At 41.2% G+C, this 17,918-nt stretch carries 13 protein-coding genes; 11 read left to right on the top strand and 2 right to left on the bottom strand.

Annotated elements, in window-relative coordinates; all coding sequences use genetic code 11:
* Positions 1–87 precede the first annotated feature (87 nt).
* The 4 genes from ACFQ0V_RS11050 to ACFQ0V_RS11035 all read left to right on the top strand — a co-directional run bounded on the left by ACFQ0V_RS11050 (position 88) and on the right by ACFQ0V_RS11035 (position 5,080).
* Positions 88–1,068: a zinc-binding dehydrogenase gene (locus ACFQ0V_RS11050; protein WP_381013414.1), complete on the top strand. Its 981-nt coding sequence runs from the start codon at positions 88–90 to the stop codon at positions 1,066–1,068.
* Positions 1,069–1,152: 84 nt separating this feature from the next.
* Entirely contained in the window at positions 1,153–3,696 is a 2,544-nt protein-coding gene (locus tag ACFQ0V_RS11045) for a cation-translocating P-type ATPase (RefSeq protein ID WP_381013411.1), read from the top strand.
* A gap of 30 nt (positions 3,697–3,726) precedes the next feature.
* Complete coding sequence (locus tag ACFQ0V_RS11040) at positions 3,727–4,002, top strand: DUF6509 family protein (protein WP_381013409.1); 276 nt, start codon at positions 3,727–3,729, stop codon at positions 4,000–4,002.
* Between the two features lie 82 nt (positions 4,003–4,084).
* On the top strand, positions 4,085–5,080 hold the full coding sequence (locus ACFQ0V_RS11035; protein ID WP_381013406.1) for an NAD(P)/FAD-dependent oxidoreductase: 996 nt from the start codon (positions 4,085–4,087) through the stop codon (positions 5,078–5,080).
* A 50-nt stretch (positions 5,081–5,130) separates the two neighbouring features.
* Here ACFQ0V_RS11035 and ACFQ0V_RS11030 read toward each other — a convergent pair whose 3' ends face one another.
* Positions 5,131–6,573 (bottom strand): polysaccharide deacetylase family protein, encoded by a 1,443-nt coding sequence (locus ACFQ0V_RS11030; protein WP_381013403.1) that lies wholly within the window; start codon positions 6,571–6,573, stop codon positions 5,131–5,133.
* A 259-nt stretch (positions 6,574–6,832) separates the two neighbouring features.
* Between ACFQ0V_RS11030 and trhO the strand changes: the two genes are divergently transcribed.
* From trhO to ACFQ0V_RS11015, 3 genes are all read left to right on the top strand, one after another.
* The gene (trhO, locus tag ACFQ0V_RS11025) at positions 6,833–7,801 is read left to right on the top strand and encodes an oxygen-dependent tRNA uridine(34) hydroxylase TrhO (protein ID WP_381013402.1); all 969 of its coding nucleotides are present in this window, start codon (positions 6,833–6,835) and stop codon (positions 7,799–7,801) included.
* 144 nt (positions 7,802–7,945) lie between these two features.
* The gene (locus ACFQ0V_RS11020; protein WP_381013399.1) at positions 7,946–8,776 is read left to right on the top strand and encodes a DUF368 domain-containing protein; all 831 of its coding nucleotides are present in this window, start codon (positions 7,946–7,948) and stop codon (positions 8,774–8,776) included.
* A 10-nt stretch (positions 8,777–8,786) separates the two neighbouring features.
* Positions 8,787–10,085 carry a protoglobin domain-containing protein gene (locus ACFQ0V_RS11015; protein WP_381013683.1) on the top strand — a complete coding sequence of 433 codons (1,299 nt, stop codon included), beginning with the start codon at positions 8,787–8,789 and terminating at the stop codon, positions 10,083–10,085.
* 43 nt (positions 10,086–10,128) lie between these two features.
* Here the strand turns inward: ACFQ0V_RS11015 and ACFQ0V_RS11010 are convergent, their stop codons facing one another.
* The gene (locus ACFQ0V_RS11010; RefSeq protein WP_381013397.1) at positions 10,129–11,616 is read right to left on the bottom strand and encodes a catalase; all 1,488 of its coding nucleotides are present in this window, start codon (positions 11,614–11,616) and stop codon (positions 10,129–10,131) included.
* Between the two features lie 403 nt (positions 11,617–12,019).
* On the opposite strand from ACFQ0V_RS11010, the gene ACFQ0V_RS11005 reads away from it, so the two are divergent.
* Genes ACFQ0V_RS11005 through cydC form a run of 4 tightly spaced genes read left to right on the top strand, consistent with a single transcriptional unit; the run spans position 12,020 to position 17,874 of the window.
* On the top strand, positions 12,020–13,423 hold the full coding sequence (locus ACFQ0V_RS11005; RefSeq protein ID WP_381013681.1) for a cytochrome ubiquinol oxidase subunit I: 1,404 nt from the start codon (positions 12,020–12,022) through the stop codon (positions 13,421–13,423).
* Positions 13,410–14,435, top strand: coding sequence for a cytochrome d ubiquinol oxidase subunit II (cydB, locus tag ACFQ0V_RS11000; protein ID WP_381013394.1), 1,026 nt, complete (start codon positions 13,410–13,412; stop codon positions 14,433–14,435). Before ACFQ0V_RS11005 ends, cydB begins: the two co-directional genes overlap by 14 nt.
* Entirely contained in the window at positions 14,435–16,150 is a 1,716-nt protein-coding gene (gene cydD / locus ACFQ0V_RS10995) for a thiol reductant ABC exporter subunit CydD (protein ID WP_381013391.1), read from the top strand. The genes cydB and cydD overlap by 1 nt, the downstream gene beginning before the upstream one ends.
* The gene (gene cydC, locus ACFQ0V_RS10990) at positions 16,147–17,874 is read left to right on the top strand and encodes a thiol reductant ABC exporter subunit CydC (RefSeq protein WP_381013388.1); all 1,728 of its coding nucleotides are present in this window, start codon (positions 16,147–16,149) and stop codon (positions 17,872–17,874) included. The genes cydD and cydC overlap by 4 nt, the downstream gene beginning before the upstream one ends.
* Positions 17,875–17,918 lie beyond the last annotated feature (44 nt).

The raw sequence follows: 17,918 nt of genomic DNA, 5'->3' as shown, positions 1-17,918 counted from the left end.
CCAGACTACTCGCGCTAAGCAAGTAGTCTGTTTTTAGTTACAAACAAACGAAATATTCTGTATGATAAGAGAAAGGAGGAATGCAATATGCAAGCTTATGTACATGAAGGGGATCAATACGTATTGAAAGAAATACCGGTTGCGCAATGTGGGGATGATGAAGTGCGAGTTAGTTTACGCGCGGCTTCATTAAATCGCCGTGATTTATATATTAAAAATCGTCGCCAAGGAGAACAAACACCACTCGTCTTAGGTTCAGACGGGGCGGGAGTCATCGAAGAAGTTGGAGCGAACGTGACGAATTGGAAAGTGGGCGATGAAGTGCTCATTAATCCGTCACTTCGTTGGGATACACAAAGTGAAGCAACACCGGAAGATTATGATATTTTAGGAATGCCAGATCACGGTACATTTGCGGAACAAATCATTATTTCTGCAGAACAAATTGAACCGACATTAGCTCATTTAACGTGGGAAGAAAATGCATCCCTCGCACTCGCAGGAATGACGGGATATCGAGCGCTCGTCACGAAAGGAGAAGTGACGAAAGAAGATACCGTTTTTATTCCTGGAGGAAGTAGCGGAGTTGCGACGTATATAATTCAAATTGCAAAAGCGCTCGGAGCACGTGTTATCACATCGTCACGAGATGAAAAAAAGCGCCAGCAGCTCGAAGATTTAGGAGCAGATCTCGTATTGCAGACGAACGAAGATTGGGTGGCAGCATTACAAGATGAAACGATTACGCTCGTCATCGATAGTGTAGGGCGTGCGACATTTAATCGTTCGCTCGAAGTGTTACAACGTGGAGGATGTCTCGTCGTTTTCGGTGCGACGACAGAAGACACCGTAGAATTAGATCTTCGTACATTTTTCTACAATCAACAACGCATCATCGGGTCGACGATGGCTTGCCGAGAAGAATTGCGACAATTTTTAAGTTTAATGGCGCAACATAAATTAAAACCTGTGATCGACCGAGCTTATCCGTTAGCAGAAGCAGCTTCTGCGATGAAACGACTGGAGCAAAGTGAGCAATTTGGAAAAGTTGTGCTCGAAATGAATTAAATAATGTTAAGTGAAACATTTCATTTAGAGATGTTTCACTTTTTTACATAACAAAATAATAAATATCGATATGGAATAAAAGGAGTGAGCACAATAGATAATCGAGGACTGACAACAGAAGAAGCGTTACGAAGGTTAGCACGTCATGGAGAAAATAAATTAGTCGAAGCTAAAAAAGATTCTTTGTTTAAAAAAATAGTAGCGCAATTGTTGGATGTGTTAATGGTTATTTTATTAATCGGGGCTACTGTATCTTATCTCATTGGAGAAACGACAGATGCGATTATTATTGTCATCGTCATCGTTTTAAACGTTACGATCAGTTTAGTACAAGAATATAAAGCGGACGATGCATTAGCTGCTTTGAAAAATATGACCGTACCGAAAGCGTATGTTCGTCGAAATGGTGTTGTACAAGAAGTGGAAGCGACGACGATTGTCGTAGGAGATGTTGTTTTGTTAGAAGCGGGTCGTCTCGTACCAGCTGATTTAGAAATCATTCAGGCGAGAGATTTGATGATCGATGAATCAACACTTACGGGGGAATCCGTTCCACAGCTAAAAGAGGTAGGTCAACTTGCCGCAATGTCGACTGTTGTAACGAACGGAACAGCAGTGGGAATTGTAAAAGCAAAAGGTATGGAAACAGAAATTGGAAAGATTGCGTCCATATTGAATGAAACGGCTGATGACTTCACACCGTTGCAAAAAAGCTTAAATACGTTAGGAAAATATCTCGGTGTAGCGACGGTTGTCATTAGTCTTGTTATTTTTTCTATCGGTTTTCTTCAAGGGCGAGATGTGCGTGAGATGTTTATGCTCGCGATTAGTTTAGCCGTCGCTGCGATTCCAGAAGGTCTACCAGCTGTCGTGACGATCGTGCTCGCTTTAGGGATGCGAAAAATGGTGAAGCGGCATGTCATCATCCGCAAGCTACCAGCGGTAGAAGCGCTCGGGAGCGTCGATATCATCTGTTCGGATAAGACAGGGACATTAACGCAAAACAAAATGACCGTTCTTCGTGTGATGGCAGGAGGCGACATCTTAAGTCCAAGTGAACATGCTCCGTCATTTGATGCTTTAGCGGAAGTGTATGGGCACTGCCATCACGTCGAGCGCTCTGAAGACGAATGGATAGGCGAACCGACAGAAGTAGGACTCGTCACTTATGCGTATAAGTATGATGCAAGTTTATACAATCGTTATCCATTAATTGATGAAATTCCATTTGATTCTACACGTAAAATGATGACGACGATTCACGAGAAAAATGGTCGCTCCATCGCTTACACGAAAGGTGCGTTAGACCGTGTATTAGCGAAATGCTCGTTCATCTTAGAAGAAGGACAAGTAATTTCTTTAACGTCTGAAAAAAGAGACCGTATTCAAAGTCAGGCGAATGAAATGGCGAGTGATGCTTTACGAGTGTTAGGTGCAGCGATGAAACAAGAAGGAGATCTGCATAAAGAAGATGAGCTCATCTTTGTCGGTTTTGCCGCGATGATGGATCCTCCACGTGAAGAAGTAAAAGCTGCTCTAGAAGAAACGAAACGAGCAGGTATTCAAACAGTGATGATCACGGGAGATGATCCACATACTGCTTTTGCTATCGGACGCCAGCTCGGTTTAGTCAACTCAATGGAAGAAGTGTGGACAGGTCAAAAAATTGATGAAACCGACGTCGATACATTTGCGAAGCAAGTTCGCCACGTGCGTATATTTGCGCGAGTATCCCCGACCCATAAAGTGAAAATTGTCCAAGCGTTGCAAGCGCACGACCTCGTCGTATCGATGACAGGTGATGGTGTGAACGATGCACCGAGTTTAAAAGCAGCAGATGTTGGTGTCGCGATGGGCATTACAGGGACCGATGTTGCGAAAGGTGCATCAGATATCGTGTTGACGGATGACAATTTTTCATCAATTGTTCAAGCGGTAAAAGAAGGACGTACTATTTTTAATAACATTAAAAAAACGGTGCTCTTTTTACTTTCCTGTAATTTAGGTGAAATTATCGCACTCTTTTTCGGAATTTTACTCGGTTGGCCAACTTTACTACGTCCCGTGCATATTTTATGGGTAAATCTCGTGACGGATACATTTCCTGCTCTCGCTCTCGGCGTCGACAACGATAACCGCCACGTCATGGAGCAAAAACCACGCCGTACAGAAGAACATATTTTGCATGGGTCGCTTCATCATTTGATTTGGAATGGTTTGTTGATCGGAGGATTAACATTATTGGCATTTATACTCGGTGCTTATTATGTCGATGGAGAGTGGCTGCACGGCCAACAACTATCAGCACATGGATTAATGGTCGCACAAACGATGGCCTTTTTAACATTGAGTTTTGCGCAGCTGTTTCATGCGTTTAACGTTCGTTCCATGACGGATACGATTTTTTCAAAACAACTATGGAGCAATCGTTATTTACTTTATGCTTTTGGCTTCGGGCTCGCTTTACAAGTACTACTTGTTACAATTGGACCACTCGCTACAGTATTTCATCTTCATGCATTAACACTCGTCGAATGGTTGACTGTTTTCGGACTGAGTATTGTGCCGATAATCTTCAATGAAATGCTAAAAATGAAACGACGTCATGCACAAAATCGTGTACAATGAATGATGGAGAATGAATGAGGAGGAACGATTGTGGAAATCCAATTAAAAGAAATTGAGCGCATTGAAGATCCGACTGGGATTTTATTAGGAGCACGAGATGAAGTGCATTTCGTCGTGCGTTTTGAAGATGAGGAAGATGAGTTATATCGCGCTGATGGAATCGGTGTTCGTTTACTCATTCATGTGGAAGAGCAAACGATTTTAGCTCATTTCATTTACGAAACAGCAGATGGTGCTATTTTGGAGTATGAGCTCGACGAAGAAGAGTTGAACGCTTTATATGAGCATTATATTCAAAACAAATAAAGTGCGAAATGACTAAAAATGCTTCATAATGGAAGTGTTAAGAACGTTTCTCAATGATAATAGACATAGGAGTGTAGATATAATGAGTAAGGAAATTGTAGACGTCACGATTATCGGGGCAGGTCCAACAGGACTATTCGCGACATTTTATGCAGGAATGCGTGAAATGAGTGTCAATTTAATTGATAGTTTGCCACAGCTCGGAGGGCAATTGATTGAATTGTATCCAGATAAATATATTTATGATGTTGGAGGGTTCCCGAAAGTTTTAGCGAAAGATTTAGTTGCGAACTTAGTGGAACAAGCGCAATTTGCGAAGCCTAACATTTATTTAGAAGAAGCGGTTGAGTCTTATGAGAAAAAAGACGACCATTTCGTATTAAAAACAAATCGCGGCGAGTATTTAACACGTACAATTTTAATTACGGCTGGAATCGGAGCGTTCCAACCACGTAAGATCGGAATCGAAGAAGAAGTTCACTTCGAAGGCGAAACATTACATTATGGTATTAAAGATTTACAAGTATTCGCTGGTAAAAATGTGCTCGTTTGTGGCGGAGGAGACTCAGCAGTAGACTGGGCACTCATGTTAGAGGAAGTAGCAGAGAAAGTGACACTCGTTCACCGTCGTGAGCGCTTCACAGCACACGAGACGAGTGTAAATCAGCTAATGGAGTCTACAGTCGAAGTGAAGACATCTCGTCAAGTGAAAGCGATTAAAGGACTTGAAGGTAAAGTGGATACCGTTGTTCTCGCGAATAAAGAGGGCGAAGAAGAGCATATCGACCTCGATCACGTCGTCGTGAACTACGGAAATATTTCTTCATTAGGACCTTTAAAAGAATGGGGTCTTGAAATGGATCGTAACAGCATTCTCGTTGACCGTCACATGTCAACGAACGTAGAAGGGATTTTCGCAGCGGGCGATGTCGCTTCTTACGACGGCAAAGTGAAGCTAATCGCGGTAGGATTTGGAGAAGCACCGATTGCGATCAGCCACATTAAAACGATGGTCGATCCGAAAGCGCGTGTTCAACCGAAACATAGTACAAGTGTCTTTAAACAAGACGATGAATAAATAGCAAAAAGACGCATGGAATCAAATTTCGATTCCATGCGTCTTTTACGTTAAGCTGCTTGTTCTGCTTTTAATTGTTCGTCTAATTGTTTTAATTCGAGCATTTGTGTCACTGTAATGAATTCGTACCCTTCATCTTGTAAGTACTTCATGACAGCATCTAAACCGTCTGCAGTCGGTTGATGAATATCGTGCATTAAAATGACGGCACGATCATGAACTTGTGCTTTCGTAATCGCTAATAGTTTATCAGGATTACGGTGTTGCCAGTCTAACGTATCAACTTCCCATAAGATGACTGGTAAATCACCGAGTTGAGCTCGTACCATATCGTTTACGCCACCATATGGAGGACGGAATGTTTTTGGACCTTCACCTGTCGCTTGTTGGATTAATTCGTTCGTATGTTGTACTTCGTATTTTACTTTGTCTGCTGGTAAATTCGGTAATAATGGATGACTGTACGAATGGTTCCCGAGTTCGTGTCCACGTTCGAGCACTTCTTTCGCAAGGTCAGGTGCCATTTCTACACGGTTACCGAGCATATAAAATGTTGCAGGTGCTTTATATTTATCTAAAATGTCGAGTACCATCGGTGTCACTTTTTTATCTGGACCGTCATCAAACGTCATCGCAACATATTTTTTAGATGGGTCAAGTTGTGTTGATTGATAGTCCTCTGTCAAAATATCATTTAAATCACGGAGACGAATTGAAACAGCGTTTGCGCCTGCTTCACTCGATTTTGTGAAATGATCTTCATCGAAGTAGAAAATGATATTCTCTCCTGTGAATGCAAAGTTATCGAAATCTTTCCATGTCATAGTTTTCATTTTTTCTTCAAAATCATCGCGTAAATGTTCTTGGTACGTTTCGTCATTTTGTAAAGCGTTCGCTATCGTTTCTTGCAACGTCGCTAAATTTTCATCGTTTTGAACGAAAAGAGCTTCCATTGGGAATAACCCTTCATGTTCGTCATTTTGAAGTGCACGGAAAGCTTTTAACTGTTGGAGTTGATAAGGAGTTTTCGTGCTATTCACTTGTGTGTTTTCCAATAAGACAAATGCAGTATGGCCATCCGTACCAGGTACGACTTCTACATCAATCGTGAATTGTCCATTTGCTTCCTTGTCTTGTAATCGTGTTTCGACGACACGATCGACATATGCTTGTTTTTGTTGGTCGACAAATTGTTTCGTCGTTTTGTTTACATCATCAAAAGGTGTTTTGATATAAGTGACTGTGAATGGATAGCGGTCACTTTTGAATGTTTCTGTTGTTTTTTCAACCGTTACGCCGTCTACGTCTTCCATCGTTTCGGTCGTTGTTTCTGTCTCTAATTGCGTCACATCCACGTTTTTTTCTGCGAAAGGACCCATTTCATTCGCGTACGCATAATACGTACCAAATCCTCCACCGGCTACTAAAATGAGGATGAGAGCGAATATACCGAATACTTTACCTTTGGATTTCTTTCTTTGTGATCGATACATGTTGAACGTCTCCTTACTTCTAAAGTTTATAGTTTATATGATTTACAGTTATTTAGACGTCGAACCGTCTGAAATAGTTTGCAAAAAAGAAAAACTTTCCCTCGCGCAATCTTTACCCGACTATGGAAAAATAAAACAAACTAGTGTTTCAACCTTTTTTCATAATTCGAATTATGGTACAATGTCCTTCATTAGTATAATCGAAAAGAGATAACTAATTAAATGAAAGCTATTATAAAAGAGAAAGTAGGTTGTATCGATGGATAAGCAATATCGCGTTTTGCTTTTTTATAAATACACAAAAGTAGAAGACCCAGTAGAGTTTGCAGACAAACATTTGGCATTTTGTAAAGAAATCGGTTTAAAAGGCCGTATTTTAGTCGGAAAAGAAGGAATTAACGGAACGTGTTCAGGAACGATTGAACAGACGGATGCTTATATGGAAGAACTCCGAAAAGATCCACGTTTCGCAGACACTGTTTTCAAAATGGATTATGAGGATGGTCACGCATTTAAAAAAATGCACGTACGTCCACGTGAACAAATCGTTAACTTAAGTTTAGAAGACGATATTAACCCGAATGAATTAACAGGTCGTTACCTCGAGCCGACTGAATTTTATGCGAAAATGCAAGAAGAAAATACAGTCATTATCGATGCTCGTAACGATTATGAATATGACGTCGGCCATTTCCGTGGAGCGGTTCGTCCAGACATTCGCACATTCCGCGAATTGCCACAGTGGATTAAAGAAAACCGTGAAATTTTTGAAGGGAAGCAAGTTCTTGCTTACTGTACAGGTGGTATTCGTTGTGAGAAGTTCACAGGATGGATGCTTCGTGAAGGATTTGACAATGTGAACCACTTACACGGCGGAATCGTCACTTACGGAAAAGACCCAGAAGTTCAAGGGCAACTATGGGACGGGCAATGTTACGTATTCGATGAGCGTCTCGTCGTTCCAGTAAACCGTGTGAACCCGACAATCGTCGGAAAAGATCATTACGACGGTACACCGTGTGAGCGTTACGTAAACTGTGCGAACCCAGAATGTAACGAACAAATTTTATGTTCAGAAGAAAACGAACATCTCCACATGCGCGGTTGTACAGACGAATGTATGACACACCCACGCAACCGTTACGTTGAAGAGCATGAAATGACAGAGGAACAAATTGCAGAGCGTTTGAAGCAGTTAGAGGAACACCGTGCAGTCGTTGCAAGTTAATGTTAAAACTGTTTGAGGAATGGAACTCAAACAGTTTTTTTACGTCCAATTTGTGATAGAACGAGTACTAAATTGTGAAAACGTCATAAAAATATTGAAATCAATGTTATAATAAATGAGATTGATCATTTGGAGGATTGCATGATGGAATGGAAAAACATATACCGTGGATTGCTTATGGGAATAAGTGATTTAATCCCAGGAGTAAGTGGTGGAACGATCGCTTTTATTTTAGGAATATATGATCGTTTTTTAGAATCATTGAGTAAGTTTTTTAGTAAAGAGTGGAAGCAACAGTTACCATTTCTCGTACCTTTAGGAATCGGGATCGGGATTGCGCTTTTAGGATTTAGTCGCGTGATTGATTTTTTATTGACGAAATATGAGGCGCCGACGATGTATTTCTTCCTCGGGCTCATTATTGGTGTCATCCCATTTATCGCTAAACAAGCGAAAGTGAAAACAGACTTTACATTTGGCCATTTTATCGTGTTAATAATTGTAGCGATATTGCTCGCTTTTACAGCATTTATCGTTCCAGATACGTCTGTTATTACAAAATTAACAGTTGGAAAAGCGATCTTTTTATTTTTTGCTGGCTGGTTAGCGAGTATGGCGATGTTACTTCCAGGAATAAGTGGTTCTTTTATTTTATTATTACTTGGAGCTTATCATACGGCAACGAATGCTCTGTCGACATTAAACATTCCGATTATTATCGTTGTCGGATTAGGAGTCGTTTTAGGTTTCGTTGTGAGTAGTAAAGCGATTACTTATATTTTACACCACCACCGTGTCATGACGTTTGCTGTCATATTAGGTTTAATTATCGGCTCTGTTTTCGTCATTTATCCAGGACTTCCTGAAAGTGGAACTCCTCTCGTAATGAGTGTCGTCGCATTTGTGACAGGTTTAATTGTAGCGAACATATTTAATGAAGTAGGCGAAATGGAAGAGCAAAAGGAGGCGCTATAACTTGAGTTTTATGTTTAGAAAAAAACAAGTGAACGACGAAAGAACGACAGATGAATTAATTCAAAATGAGCTTCAAAATGTTTGGATTCGTCTCCCTGACCCAACACTGCAAAAGCAACTGCAACTCGTTCATTTAACCGAACGAGATTTAGCTATTTTACAACTATTGAAACCTTACTCAGACGAATTATTAAAAGTGACAGCAGAAGCTTTTTATAGTGGTCTAGAAACAATTCCTGAGTTGATCACGCTCATTCGGGAACATAGTACAGTAGAACGTTTAAAAGGAACATTGCATGCTCATTTAAGTGAAATTTTCAAAGGGAAAATTGATGACGCTTATTTTCAACAAAGAATTCGTATTGCAAAAACGCATGTGCGTATCCAGCTAGAGACGAAATGGTATATCGGTTCGTTTGCCAGCTTATTTGAAGAGTTCGTCAACTTCGTACATCAATTAGAAATGCCAGAACGAGTGAAAACAGATGTCATTATCGCATTCAATAAAGTGTTGAACTTCGAACAGCAGCTCGTAACGGAAGCATATGATGAAGAAATTTTAAAATTACGAGAAAAAGATTTAGAAGAAAAAGAAATGATCAAACAGACGATTCTTGGTACGGTGGAAGAATTAGCTGCGATCAGTCAAGAAACGAGTTCTGCGATCGAACAACTCGCTCATCAAGCAGCGACGATTAAAAGCTTTACAGAGAAGAACTTTGAACTCGTCGTCGACACGGAGGAAAGTTCAGTGAGCGGTAATCAGTTAATGACGAAGCAAACAGAAGAGATGAGTGTGACGACAAATCAAATGGATGAGCTAACGAAGAAGATGGAAGAGTTGAGAGAGTCTTCGGATCAAATTCGTTCAATCGTCAGTCTTGTCACATCGATTGCGGACCAAACGAACTTACTTGCATTGAACGCAGCGATCGAAGCGGCACGCGCAGGAGATCATGGTGCAGGTTTCGCAGTCGTTGCAAGTGAAGTCCAAAAGTTATCGGAAGAAACGAAAAAAGCGATCGGTAATGTGACAGGTCTCATTCAAGATATGGACAGTCGTACAGAAGAGATGAAGCGTTCGATTGATGCGATGTATAAATTAATTCACACGAGCGCAAATAATTCTAAACAAGTGTCAGGTGTCTTTAGTGAGATTGTTCATTCTATGACAGGTATTAAAGAACAGAGCGAACAGTCGAATGAAGAAATTGCGACAATCTCGAACATTTTAAATGAATTGACGAGCGCTGTCGACATGTTAGCGAAATCATCAGATGGTCTCATTCAGTCAGTGGAATATATGTAAAGAAAAACGCAAAACGATGGCGGTCGTTTTGCGTTTTTTTGTCTTATTTACGTTCTTCTTTGAATGCATCTTCTACTGTTAAATTCATCGCTTTCGCAACACCTTCACCGTAAGCAGGATCTGCATGGTGACAGTTGCGGATGTGACGATACTTAATGAAATCTGGTGCATCGCCCATATTGCGAGCCGTATTGCCGAAGAGTGCTTCTTTTTGCTCATCGTTCATTAAGTTGAACAATTTACCTGGTTGTGTGTAGTAATCATCGTCATCTTCACGGAAATCGTAAATGTCCGCATCGCCATCTAAGCGAAGTGCTGGATCTTTGTAAGACGGTTGATCTTGCCATTCACCGTAACTATTCGGTTGATATGTTTTCGTTGCACCTAAATTGCCATCTGTTCGCATCGCACCGTCGCGGTGGTAGCTATGGAATGGACATTGTGGCGCGTTGACAGGAATTTGGTGATGGTTCACACCGAGACGGTAACGTTGTGCATCGCCGTAAGAGAAGAGGCGTGCTTGTAACATTTTGTCAGGTGAGAAGCTAATTCCTGGTACAACAGCCGCTGGTGTAAAGGCTGCTTGTTCTACTTCAGCGAAGTTATTGTCCGGGTTACGGTTTAATTCAAATTCTCCCACTTCAATTAAAGGGAAGTCTCCTTTATACCATACTTTTGTTAAATCGAATGGATTGTAAGGATGGTTGCGTGCTTGCTCTTCCGTCATCACTTGAATGTACATTTTCCATTTCGGGAAATTGCCTTCTTCAATTGAATCATATAAGTCACGAATATGAGTTTCGCGGTCATGACCTACTTTTTCAGCTGCTTCAGCATCTGATAAGTTTTCAATCCCTTGTTGTGTATGGAAGTGGAATTTCACCCAGTGACGTACACCTTCTGCATTGATAAAGCTATATGTGTGGCTACCGAAACCGTGCATATGACGGAATGATTTCGGAATACCGCGATCGCTCATCGTAATCGTAATTTGGTGGAGTGCTTCAGGTAAGCTCGTCCAAAAATCCCAGTTGTTCGTCGCGCTACGTAAACCTGTACGTGGATCACGTTTAATCGCGTGGTTTAAGTCAGGGAAATGCATCGCATCGCGGAAGAAGAATACAGGTGTGTTGTTACCGACTAAATCCCAGTTTCCTTCTTCCGTATAAAACTTCATCGCAAATCCGCGAATGTCACGTTCAGCATCTGCTGCACCACGTTCACCTGCAACCGTTGAGAAACGAGCGAACATCGGTGTTTCTTTTCCGACTTCAGAGAAGATTGCCGCTTTCGTATATTGTGTAATATCGTTTGTGACGCGGAACGTACCGTATGCACCGCCACCTTTTGCGTGCATACGACGCTCAGGAATAACTTCACGATGGAAGTGAGCTAATTTTTCAATGAGCCAAACATCTTGTAAAAGTACCGGTCCACGTGGGCCTGCTGTCATTGAGTTTTCATTGTCTACTACTGGAGCACCTGCTGCTGTCGTTAATTGTTGTTGAGAATCTTTTTCTTTATTTCTCATTTAAAATCCCTCCCGAATATGATTTGGTTCGCACCATTCGATTACATCATAGCAATTTCTTTTTCATTTCACAAGTATTTTGTTTAGAATAATTATAAAAAGATATAAATTCTAATGTAAGGAAAATAGATGGAAAATATATTTTCTATAATCTCTACTTTTTATTACCTTCTACACCAAAGATTAAACTTCATCGAGTAGGGTAAAGTATGGCAGACTGTTGAACTGTGTCTGATTTATTACAAGAATAGGTGTGAAAGGGCTTTCGTTCGTCAGTTTGTAACAGTATGGAAACAGTTTGTTCACGAAAGAAAAACAATAATCTTATACAATAGAAGTATGGTGAACAGCAACATCGAAATCGGAAAAAATTTAAAATCACCGAGAGGAGTGTTTTACAATGATGGAAGAAGTGATGTTAGCAAGGATTCAATTTGCTTCGACGACACTATTCCACTTCATCTTCGTTCCGCTATCAATCGGACTCGCATTCATTATTGCGATCATGCAAACGATGTATGTTGTGAAAAAGAAAGACATTTATTTAAAGATGACGAAGTTCTGGATGATATTCTTCCTTATTAACTTCGCAGTCGGAGTTGTTACAGGGATTATTCAGGAATTCCAATTTGGGATGAACTGGTCCGAATATTCACGTTTCGTAGGGGACATCTTTGGAGCGCCTTTAGCAATTGAAGCGTTACTTGCGTTCTTCTTAGAGTCAACATTTATCGGAATTTGGATTTTCGGTTGGAACAAAGTATCAAAACGCGTCCATTTATTTTCTATATGGATGGTATCGTTCGGTACAGCCCTTTCAGCATTTTGGATTTTAGCAGCGAACTCATTTATGCAAAACCCAGTCGGTTACGTTTTACAAAATGGTCGAGCAGAGATGAATGACATCGCAGCCATATTATTGAACGAAAAATTATGGGTCGCATTCCCGCATACGATTTTTGCGAGTTTTGCGACAGGAGCATTCTTTATCGCAGGTGTTAGTGCGTGGTATATGATGAAAGGTCGTCATCAAGAGCTCGCGCGTCACTCGATGAACATTTCATTAGTGATTGGGATGATTGCAGCACTGGCGATCGCTTTAACAGGTCACTCACAAGCCCAGTATTTAATGCACGCACAGCCGATGAAAATGGCAGCGGCAGAAGGACTTTGGGAAGATAGTGGAGACCCAGCAGCGTGGACATTGTATGCAAGCATCGACACGGAAAATAAAGAAAGTACGAATCGTATTGACATTCCTTATTTACTCAGTTATTTAGCGTATAATAAATTTACGGGTAAAGTAGAAGGGATGAACACATTACAAGATAAAATGGTTCAACAGCACGGGGAAGGCAATTACATCCCACCTGTTAAAACTGTTTTCTGGAGTTTCCGTATTATGGCGGGAACAGGCGGTGTGTTAATTTTAGTGGCAGCATTAGGGTTATGGTATAACTTCCGTGAAACATTAGCACAGAAAACATGGTTCTTAAAATTGCTCGTCATTTCAATCTTTATCCCTTACATTTCAAACTCATTCGGTTGGATCATGTCTGAAATCGGACGTCAACCATGGGTCGTAAATGGTTTAATGGAAACAGCAACAGCCGTATCACCGAACGTTTCGGCAGGGCAAATTTTATTCTCCCTCATTGCGTTCTCAACAATTTACACAATTTTAGGAATTGTGATGGTCGTATTATTCGTGAAAGTAATTAAGCGTGGACCAGAGAAGCCGAAAGAAGTAGACGTTTCAGCGACAGATCCATTTGAGACAGGAGGCGCGGAACATGGCATTAAGTGAGTTATGGTTCATTTTAGTTGGTGTGTTGTTTATCGGGTTCTTCTTTTTAGAAGGATTTGACTTTGGTGTTGGTATGAGTACTCAGTTTTTAGCGAAAGATGAAACGGAACGACGAGTATTAATTCGTACGATCGGTCCTGTATGGGATGCGAACGAAGTATGGTTAATTACAGCAGGGGGAGCAATGTTTGCGGCATTTCCTCACTGGTATGCATCGGTCTTTAGTGGGTACTATATGGCATTCGTCCTTTTATTACTCGCGCTCATCGTCCGTGGTGTATCGTTTGAGTTCCGTGAAAAAGGGGACACACAAAAATGGCGTTACACATGGGACTGGGCTCTATTTACAGGCAGTATTTTACCACCGTTTCTATTTGGGGTATTCTTTACAAGTTTAGTTCAAGGATTACCACTCGGTGAAGGGATGCATGTCAATGCGAACTTCTTCGGGGATATCGTGAATGTGACGTCTGTCATCGGCGGAATTTTATTCGTCTTGCTTTCGTACTTGCATGGGCTATTCTTTATCGGCTTGAAAACAGAAGACGATATTCGTGCACGTGCATTCGGACAAGCGAAAAAAACCTTCATCGCCACACTCGTCGTTTTAATTGCCTATGCAGCGATGTTCTTAACATCAGACAGTGGGATTATGGCGGGTGGTAACGCACCATTCACGTACGTTATCATTGCAGCGATTGTCACATTATTGCTTGCCTTCCCATTCATGATGAAACAACGTGAAGGCTGGGCGTTCATTATGACAGGTTTAACATTTATTTTAATAACAGCGAGTTATTTTGTCGGATTATTCCCGAACGTGCTCGTCAGCTCGATTGATCCAATCTACAATTTAAGCATTCATGATGCAGCTTCAGGAGATTACTCATTAAAGTTAATGACATATGTTGCAGCGACGATGGTTCCGATCGTGCTTGCTTACACAGCGTGGACGTACTACATTTTTCGTCAACGCATCACTCGTAAAAAAGTGGAACAGGCGGAACATTAATGGACAAACACTTACTTCAATATGAAGGAAGTAAAAAAATAATGGCGATCGTCGGGTTACTTACTGTAGCCCAGGCGGTCGCAATTATTACCCAAGCAATATATTTGGCAAAAGCGATTACACAAATGTTCCACGGTGAACCATTCAGAGTTTACATGGAGTCATTTGTGCTATTTTTCGTTGCGCATCTTTTTCGCCAAGCATTGCAGTGGGCAAAAGAGCGGATTTCGTATCGCTTCGCCATTCGCGTAAGTGAATATGAGCGTGGACGACTAATTGAAAAAACATTTGAAATTGGTCCGGATATAATCGGAACGCACGGCTCAGGAAATCTCATTACGCTCGCATTGGAAGGAGTTCCGAAATATCGGAAATATGTGGAGCTCTTCATTCCACGTTTTTTATCAATGGCACTTATTCCGATGATTTTAGTTATTTTCATTTTGACGACAGATCTTTTAAGCGGTGTTACATTAATTATCGTCATGCCGATTTTAATCGTCTTTTTAATTTTAATTGGTCTCGTATCACAGAAGAAAGTCGATGAACAAATGGAATCGTACCGTCTGCTCTCTCGTCATTTCGTCGATTCGTTGCGCGGACTCGTCACATTGAAGTTTCTCGGGCGCAGTCGTGCGCATGAAGGGGCGATCGCGACAGTGAGCAATAAATATCGAATTGCGACGAATCGAGCGTTAAAGTATGCGTTCGTGTCGTCATTCGCACTCGATTTCTTTTCAAGCTTATCGGTCGCATTAATTGCGGTAGAACTCGGAATGAAATTAATTAACGGAACGATTTTATTAGAACCTGCTTTGCTCGTGCTCATTTTAGCGCCAGATTATTTCCTACCTGTCCGTGAACTCGGAAACGATTTCCATGCGACGACAGACGGGAAAGATGCAGGGGAAGAAATACGAAAAGTACTCGCGATGAAAGCGCCAGAAAAAAGTACGGAGCCGATGCGCATTGAGGAAGAAGGCACATTTGCATTTCAAGGGGTGTCGAAATATGGAGACGAAGGACAATTGTTATTGAATGACCTTCACTTTACAGTCGGACATCAAGATAAAATAGGCATTGTCGGTTTATCGGGTTCTGGAAAGTCGACATTGATTCGATTACTTGCAGGATTTACGACGTTTGAAGAAGGGCACGTTCAAATTAATGAACAATCTTTCTCCACATTAAATAATGCGAATTGGCATGAACGACTCGCTTACATTCCGCAACATCCGACAATTTTTAGCGCTTCTGTTTTAGATAATTTACGATTTTATGAACCAGATGCACCGTTTGAACAAGTCGTTAAAGCGGCAAAGACGGTCGGCTTATACGAATTGATTCAAAGTTTCCCGAATCAGTTTGAAGAGAAAATCGGACAAGGGGGACGTGCGTTAAGTGGTGGAGAAGAGCAAAGAATTGCGTTAGCACGTACACTTTTACGTCAAAGTGACATCATGTTGTTTGACGAACCGACTGCGCATTTAGATATTGAAACAGAACATGATATTAAAGAGATTATCGTGCCATTACTTGAAAATCATCTCGTCTTTTTTGCGACACATCGCATGCATTGGATGAAAAATATGGATCGTATTCTCGTGTTAGACCACGGAGAACTCGTTCAATTTGGCACGTATGAACAATTGTCACAAGTAGAAGGTAAGTTTCGCGAGATGCTCGTAGCGTCTCAGAAAGGAGGAGCGGCATGAATTATACGAAACGCTACATTTTACCGTACGTTCGAAAGTATAAAGCAGCGATGGGCTGGACGATCTTTTTCGGTTTCCTCGCTTTATTGTCTGCCGCTCTTTTAACTTTTACTTCAGGATATTTAATATCGCGAACGAGCGAGCGTCCGGAAACAATTTTACTCGTTTATATTCCGATTGTCATGGTGCGAACATTCGGGATTTCACGTTCTGTCTTTCGCTACGTTGAACGACTACTCGGACATAATGCTGTTTTGAAAATACTCGCCGATATGCGTGTGAAATTGTATCGCGCGTTAGAACCACAAGCGTTGTTTATTCGAGAGCGCTTTAAAACAGGGGACCTTCTCGGCACGCTAGCCGATGATATTGAACATTTACAAGATGTGTACATTCGAACAATTTTCCCGACATTGATCGGGCTCATGATGTTCGTCTTTGCGGTCGGATCTTTATTAACGATTGATCCGTTATTTGCATTATTTATGTTTATTGCTATGGGGGTTGTCGCATTCGGTTATCCGCTCATTTCGCTTTACTTATTTAAAAAGCATCAAACACGTGCGAAAACATTGCACGGGCAATTGTATGACACATTGACAGACGCTTTATTTGGAATTTCTGATTGGATCATTAGCGGTCGTAAAAAGCAATTTGTCGATGGATTTTTAACAGATGCAGCAAATAGTGTCAATGCGGAGCGGAAATTGGATGAATGGAATCAGACGCGTACGATGCAATTGCAAATTTTTACAGGAGTACTCGTCATCATCGTCGGTTTTTGGGCAGGAAATGCTGCAGCTGATGGGTTAATCGCACCGACGTATATCGCGGCATTTACATTAGCGATCATGCCGATTATGGAAGCGATTATCCCAATCTCTCACGCTGTTGAACGTATTCCTGTGTACGAACAGTCTTTACAACGAATTGAAAAAATTGAAGAGACGATGGTTGAACCTGTACCGTCACAAATCGATGTTTCCTCGATTGAACGACCTGTCATTTCCTTTGAAGACGTCACTTTTCTTTATCCGGGAAGTGAACGTCCAGCTGTCGAACAGATTGATTTAACGATTCAACACGGTGAAAAAGTAGCAATATTAGGAAAGAGTGGAGCGGGAAAATCTACATTACTACAACTATTACTCGGTCAACTTGTCCCGACATCAGGTGCTGTTCGAATCGATCAATACGAAGCGCATCAGTTCGGAGATGACATTTTTGAAGTTGCAAGCGTCTTAAATCAAAAACCGTATTTGTTTGCGACGTCGGTGTTAAATAATATTCGTCTCGGGCGAGCAGATGCGACCGAAGAAGAAATTGAACACGTCGTCGAACATGTCGGATTGCGAACGTATTTAGCAACATTAGAAAATGGCTTGCATACGCAAATGGAAGAAAGTGGCCAACGTTTTTCAGGAGGAGAGCGTCAACGTATCGCGTTATCGCGAATTTTGTTGAAAAATGACCCGATCGTCGTACTCGATGAACCGACTGTCGGACTCGACCCTGAAACGGAACGCGACCTCGTGCATACGATGTTGGAAAACTTACAGCAACAAACGGTCATTTACATTACCCATCATTTAACTGCAATCGAACAGATGGATACGATTATTTTTATGGACGAAGGAAAAATCGATATGATTGGTAGTCATGAGCAATTGTATGAAACGAACGCTCGCTACCGTCGTCTTTACGAATTGGATCGTGCTTTATAAATAATGAGGAAGACTTACTCTTAATCCGTAGAGTGAGTCTTTTT

Origin of the sequence: Savagea faecisuis (assembly GCF_042675605.1) — a bacterium.
Lineage (GTDB): Bacteria > Bacillota > Bacilli > Bacillales_A > Planococcaceae > Savagea > Savagea faecisuis.
Note: the sequence above shows the minus strand (reverse complement) of the source record. Positions and strands in the feature narration are given on the sequence as shown.

Coding starts and splice junctions, on each gene's coding strand:
- ACFQ0V_RS11005 (WP_381013681.1), top strand. CDS start 12,020: ATGGAAGAAGTGATGTTAGCAAGGATTCAATTTGCTTCGACGACACTA.
- cydB (WP_381013394.1), top strand. CDS start 13,410: ATGGCATTAAGTGAGTTATGGTTCATTTTAGTTGGTGTGTTGTTTATC.
- ACFQ0V_RS11015 (WP_381013683.1), top strand. CDS start 8,787: ATGTTTAGAAAAAAACAAGTGAACGACGAAAGAACGACAGATGAATTA.
- ACFQ0V_RS11030 (WP_381013403.1), bottom strand. CDS start 6,573: ATGTATCGATCACAAAGAAAGAAATCCAAAGGTAAAGTATTCGGTATA.
- cydC (WP_381013388.1), top strand. CDS start 16,147: ATGAATTATACGAAACGCTACATTTTACCGTACGTTCGAAAGTATAAA.
- trhO (WP_381013402.1), top strand. CDS start 6,833: ATGGATAAGCAATATCGCGTTTTGCTTTTTTATAAATACACAAAAGTA.
- ACFQ0V_RS11020 (WP_381013399.1), top strand. CDS start 7,946: ATGGAATGGAAAAACATATACCGTGGATTGCTTATGGGAATAAGTGAT.
- ACFQ0V_RS11050 (WP_381013414.1), top strand. CDS start 88: ATGCAAGCTTATGTACATGAAGGGGATCAATACGTATTGAAAGAAATA.
- cydD (WP_381013391.1), top strand. CDS start 14,435: ATGGACAAACACTTACTTCAATATGAAGGAAGTAAAAAAATAATGGCG.
- ACFQ0V_RS11010 (WP_381013397.1), bottom strand. CDS start 11,616: ATGAGAAATAAAGAAAAAGATTCTCAACAACAATTAACGACAGCAGCA.
- ACFQ0V_RS11035 (WP_381013406.1), top strand. CDS start 4,085: ATGAGTAAGGAAATTGTAGACGTCACGATTATCGGGGCAGGTCCAACA.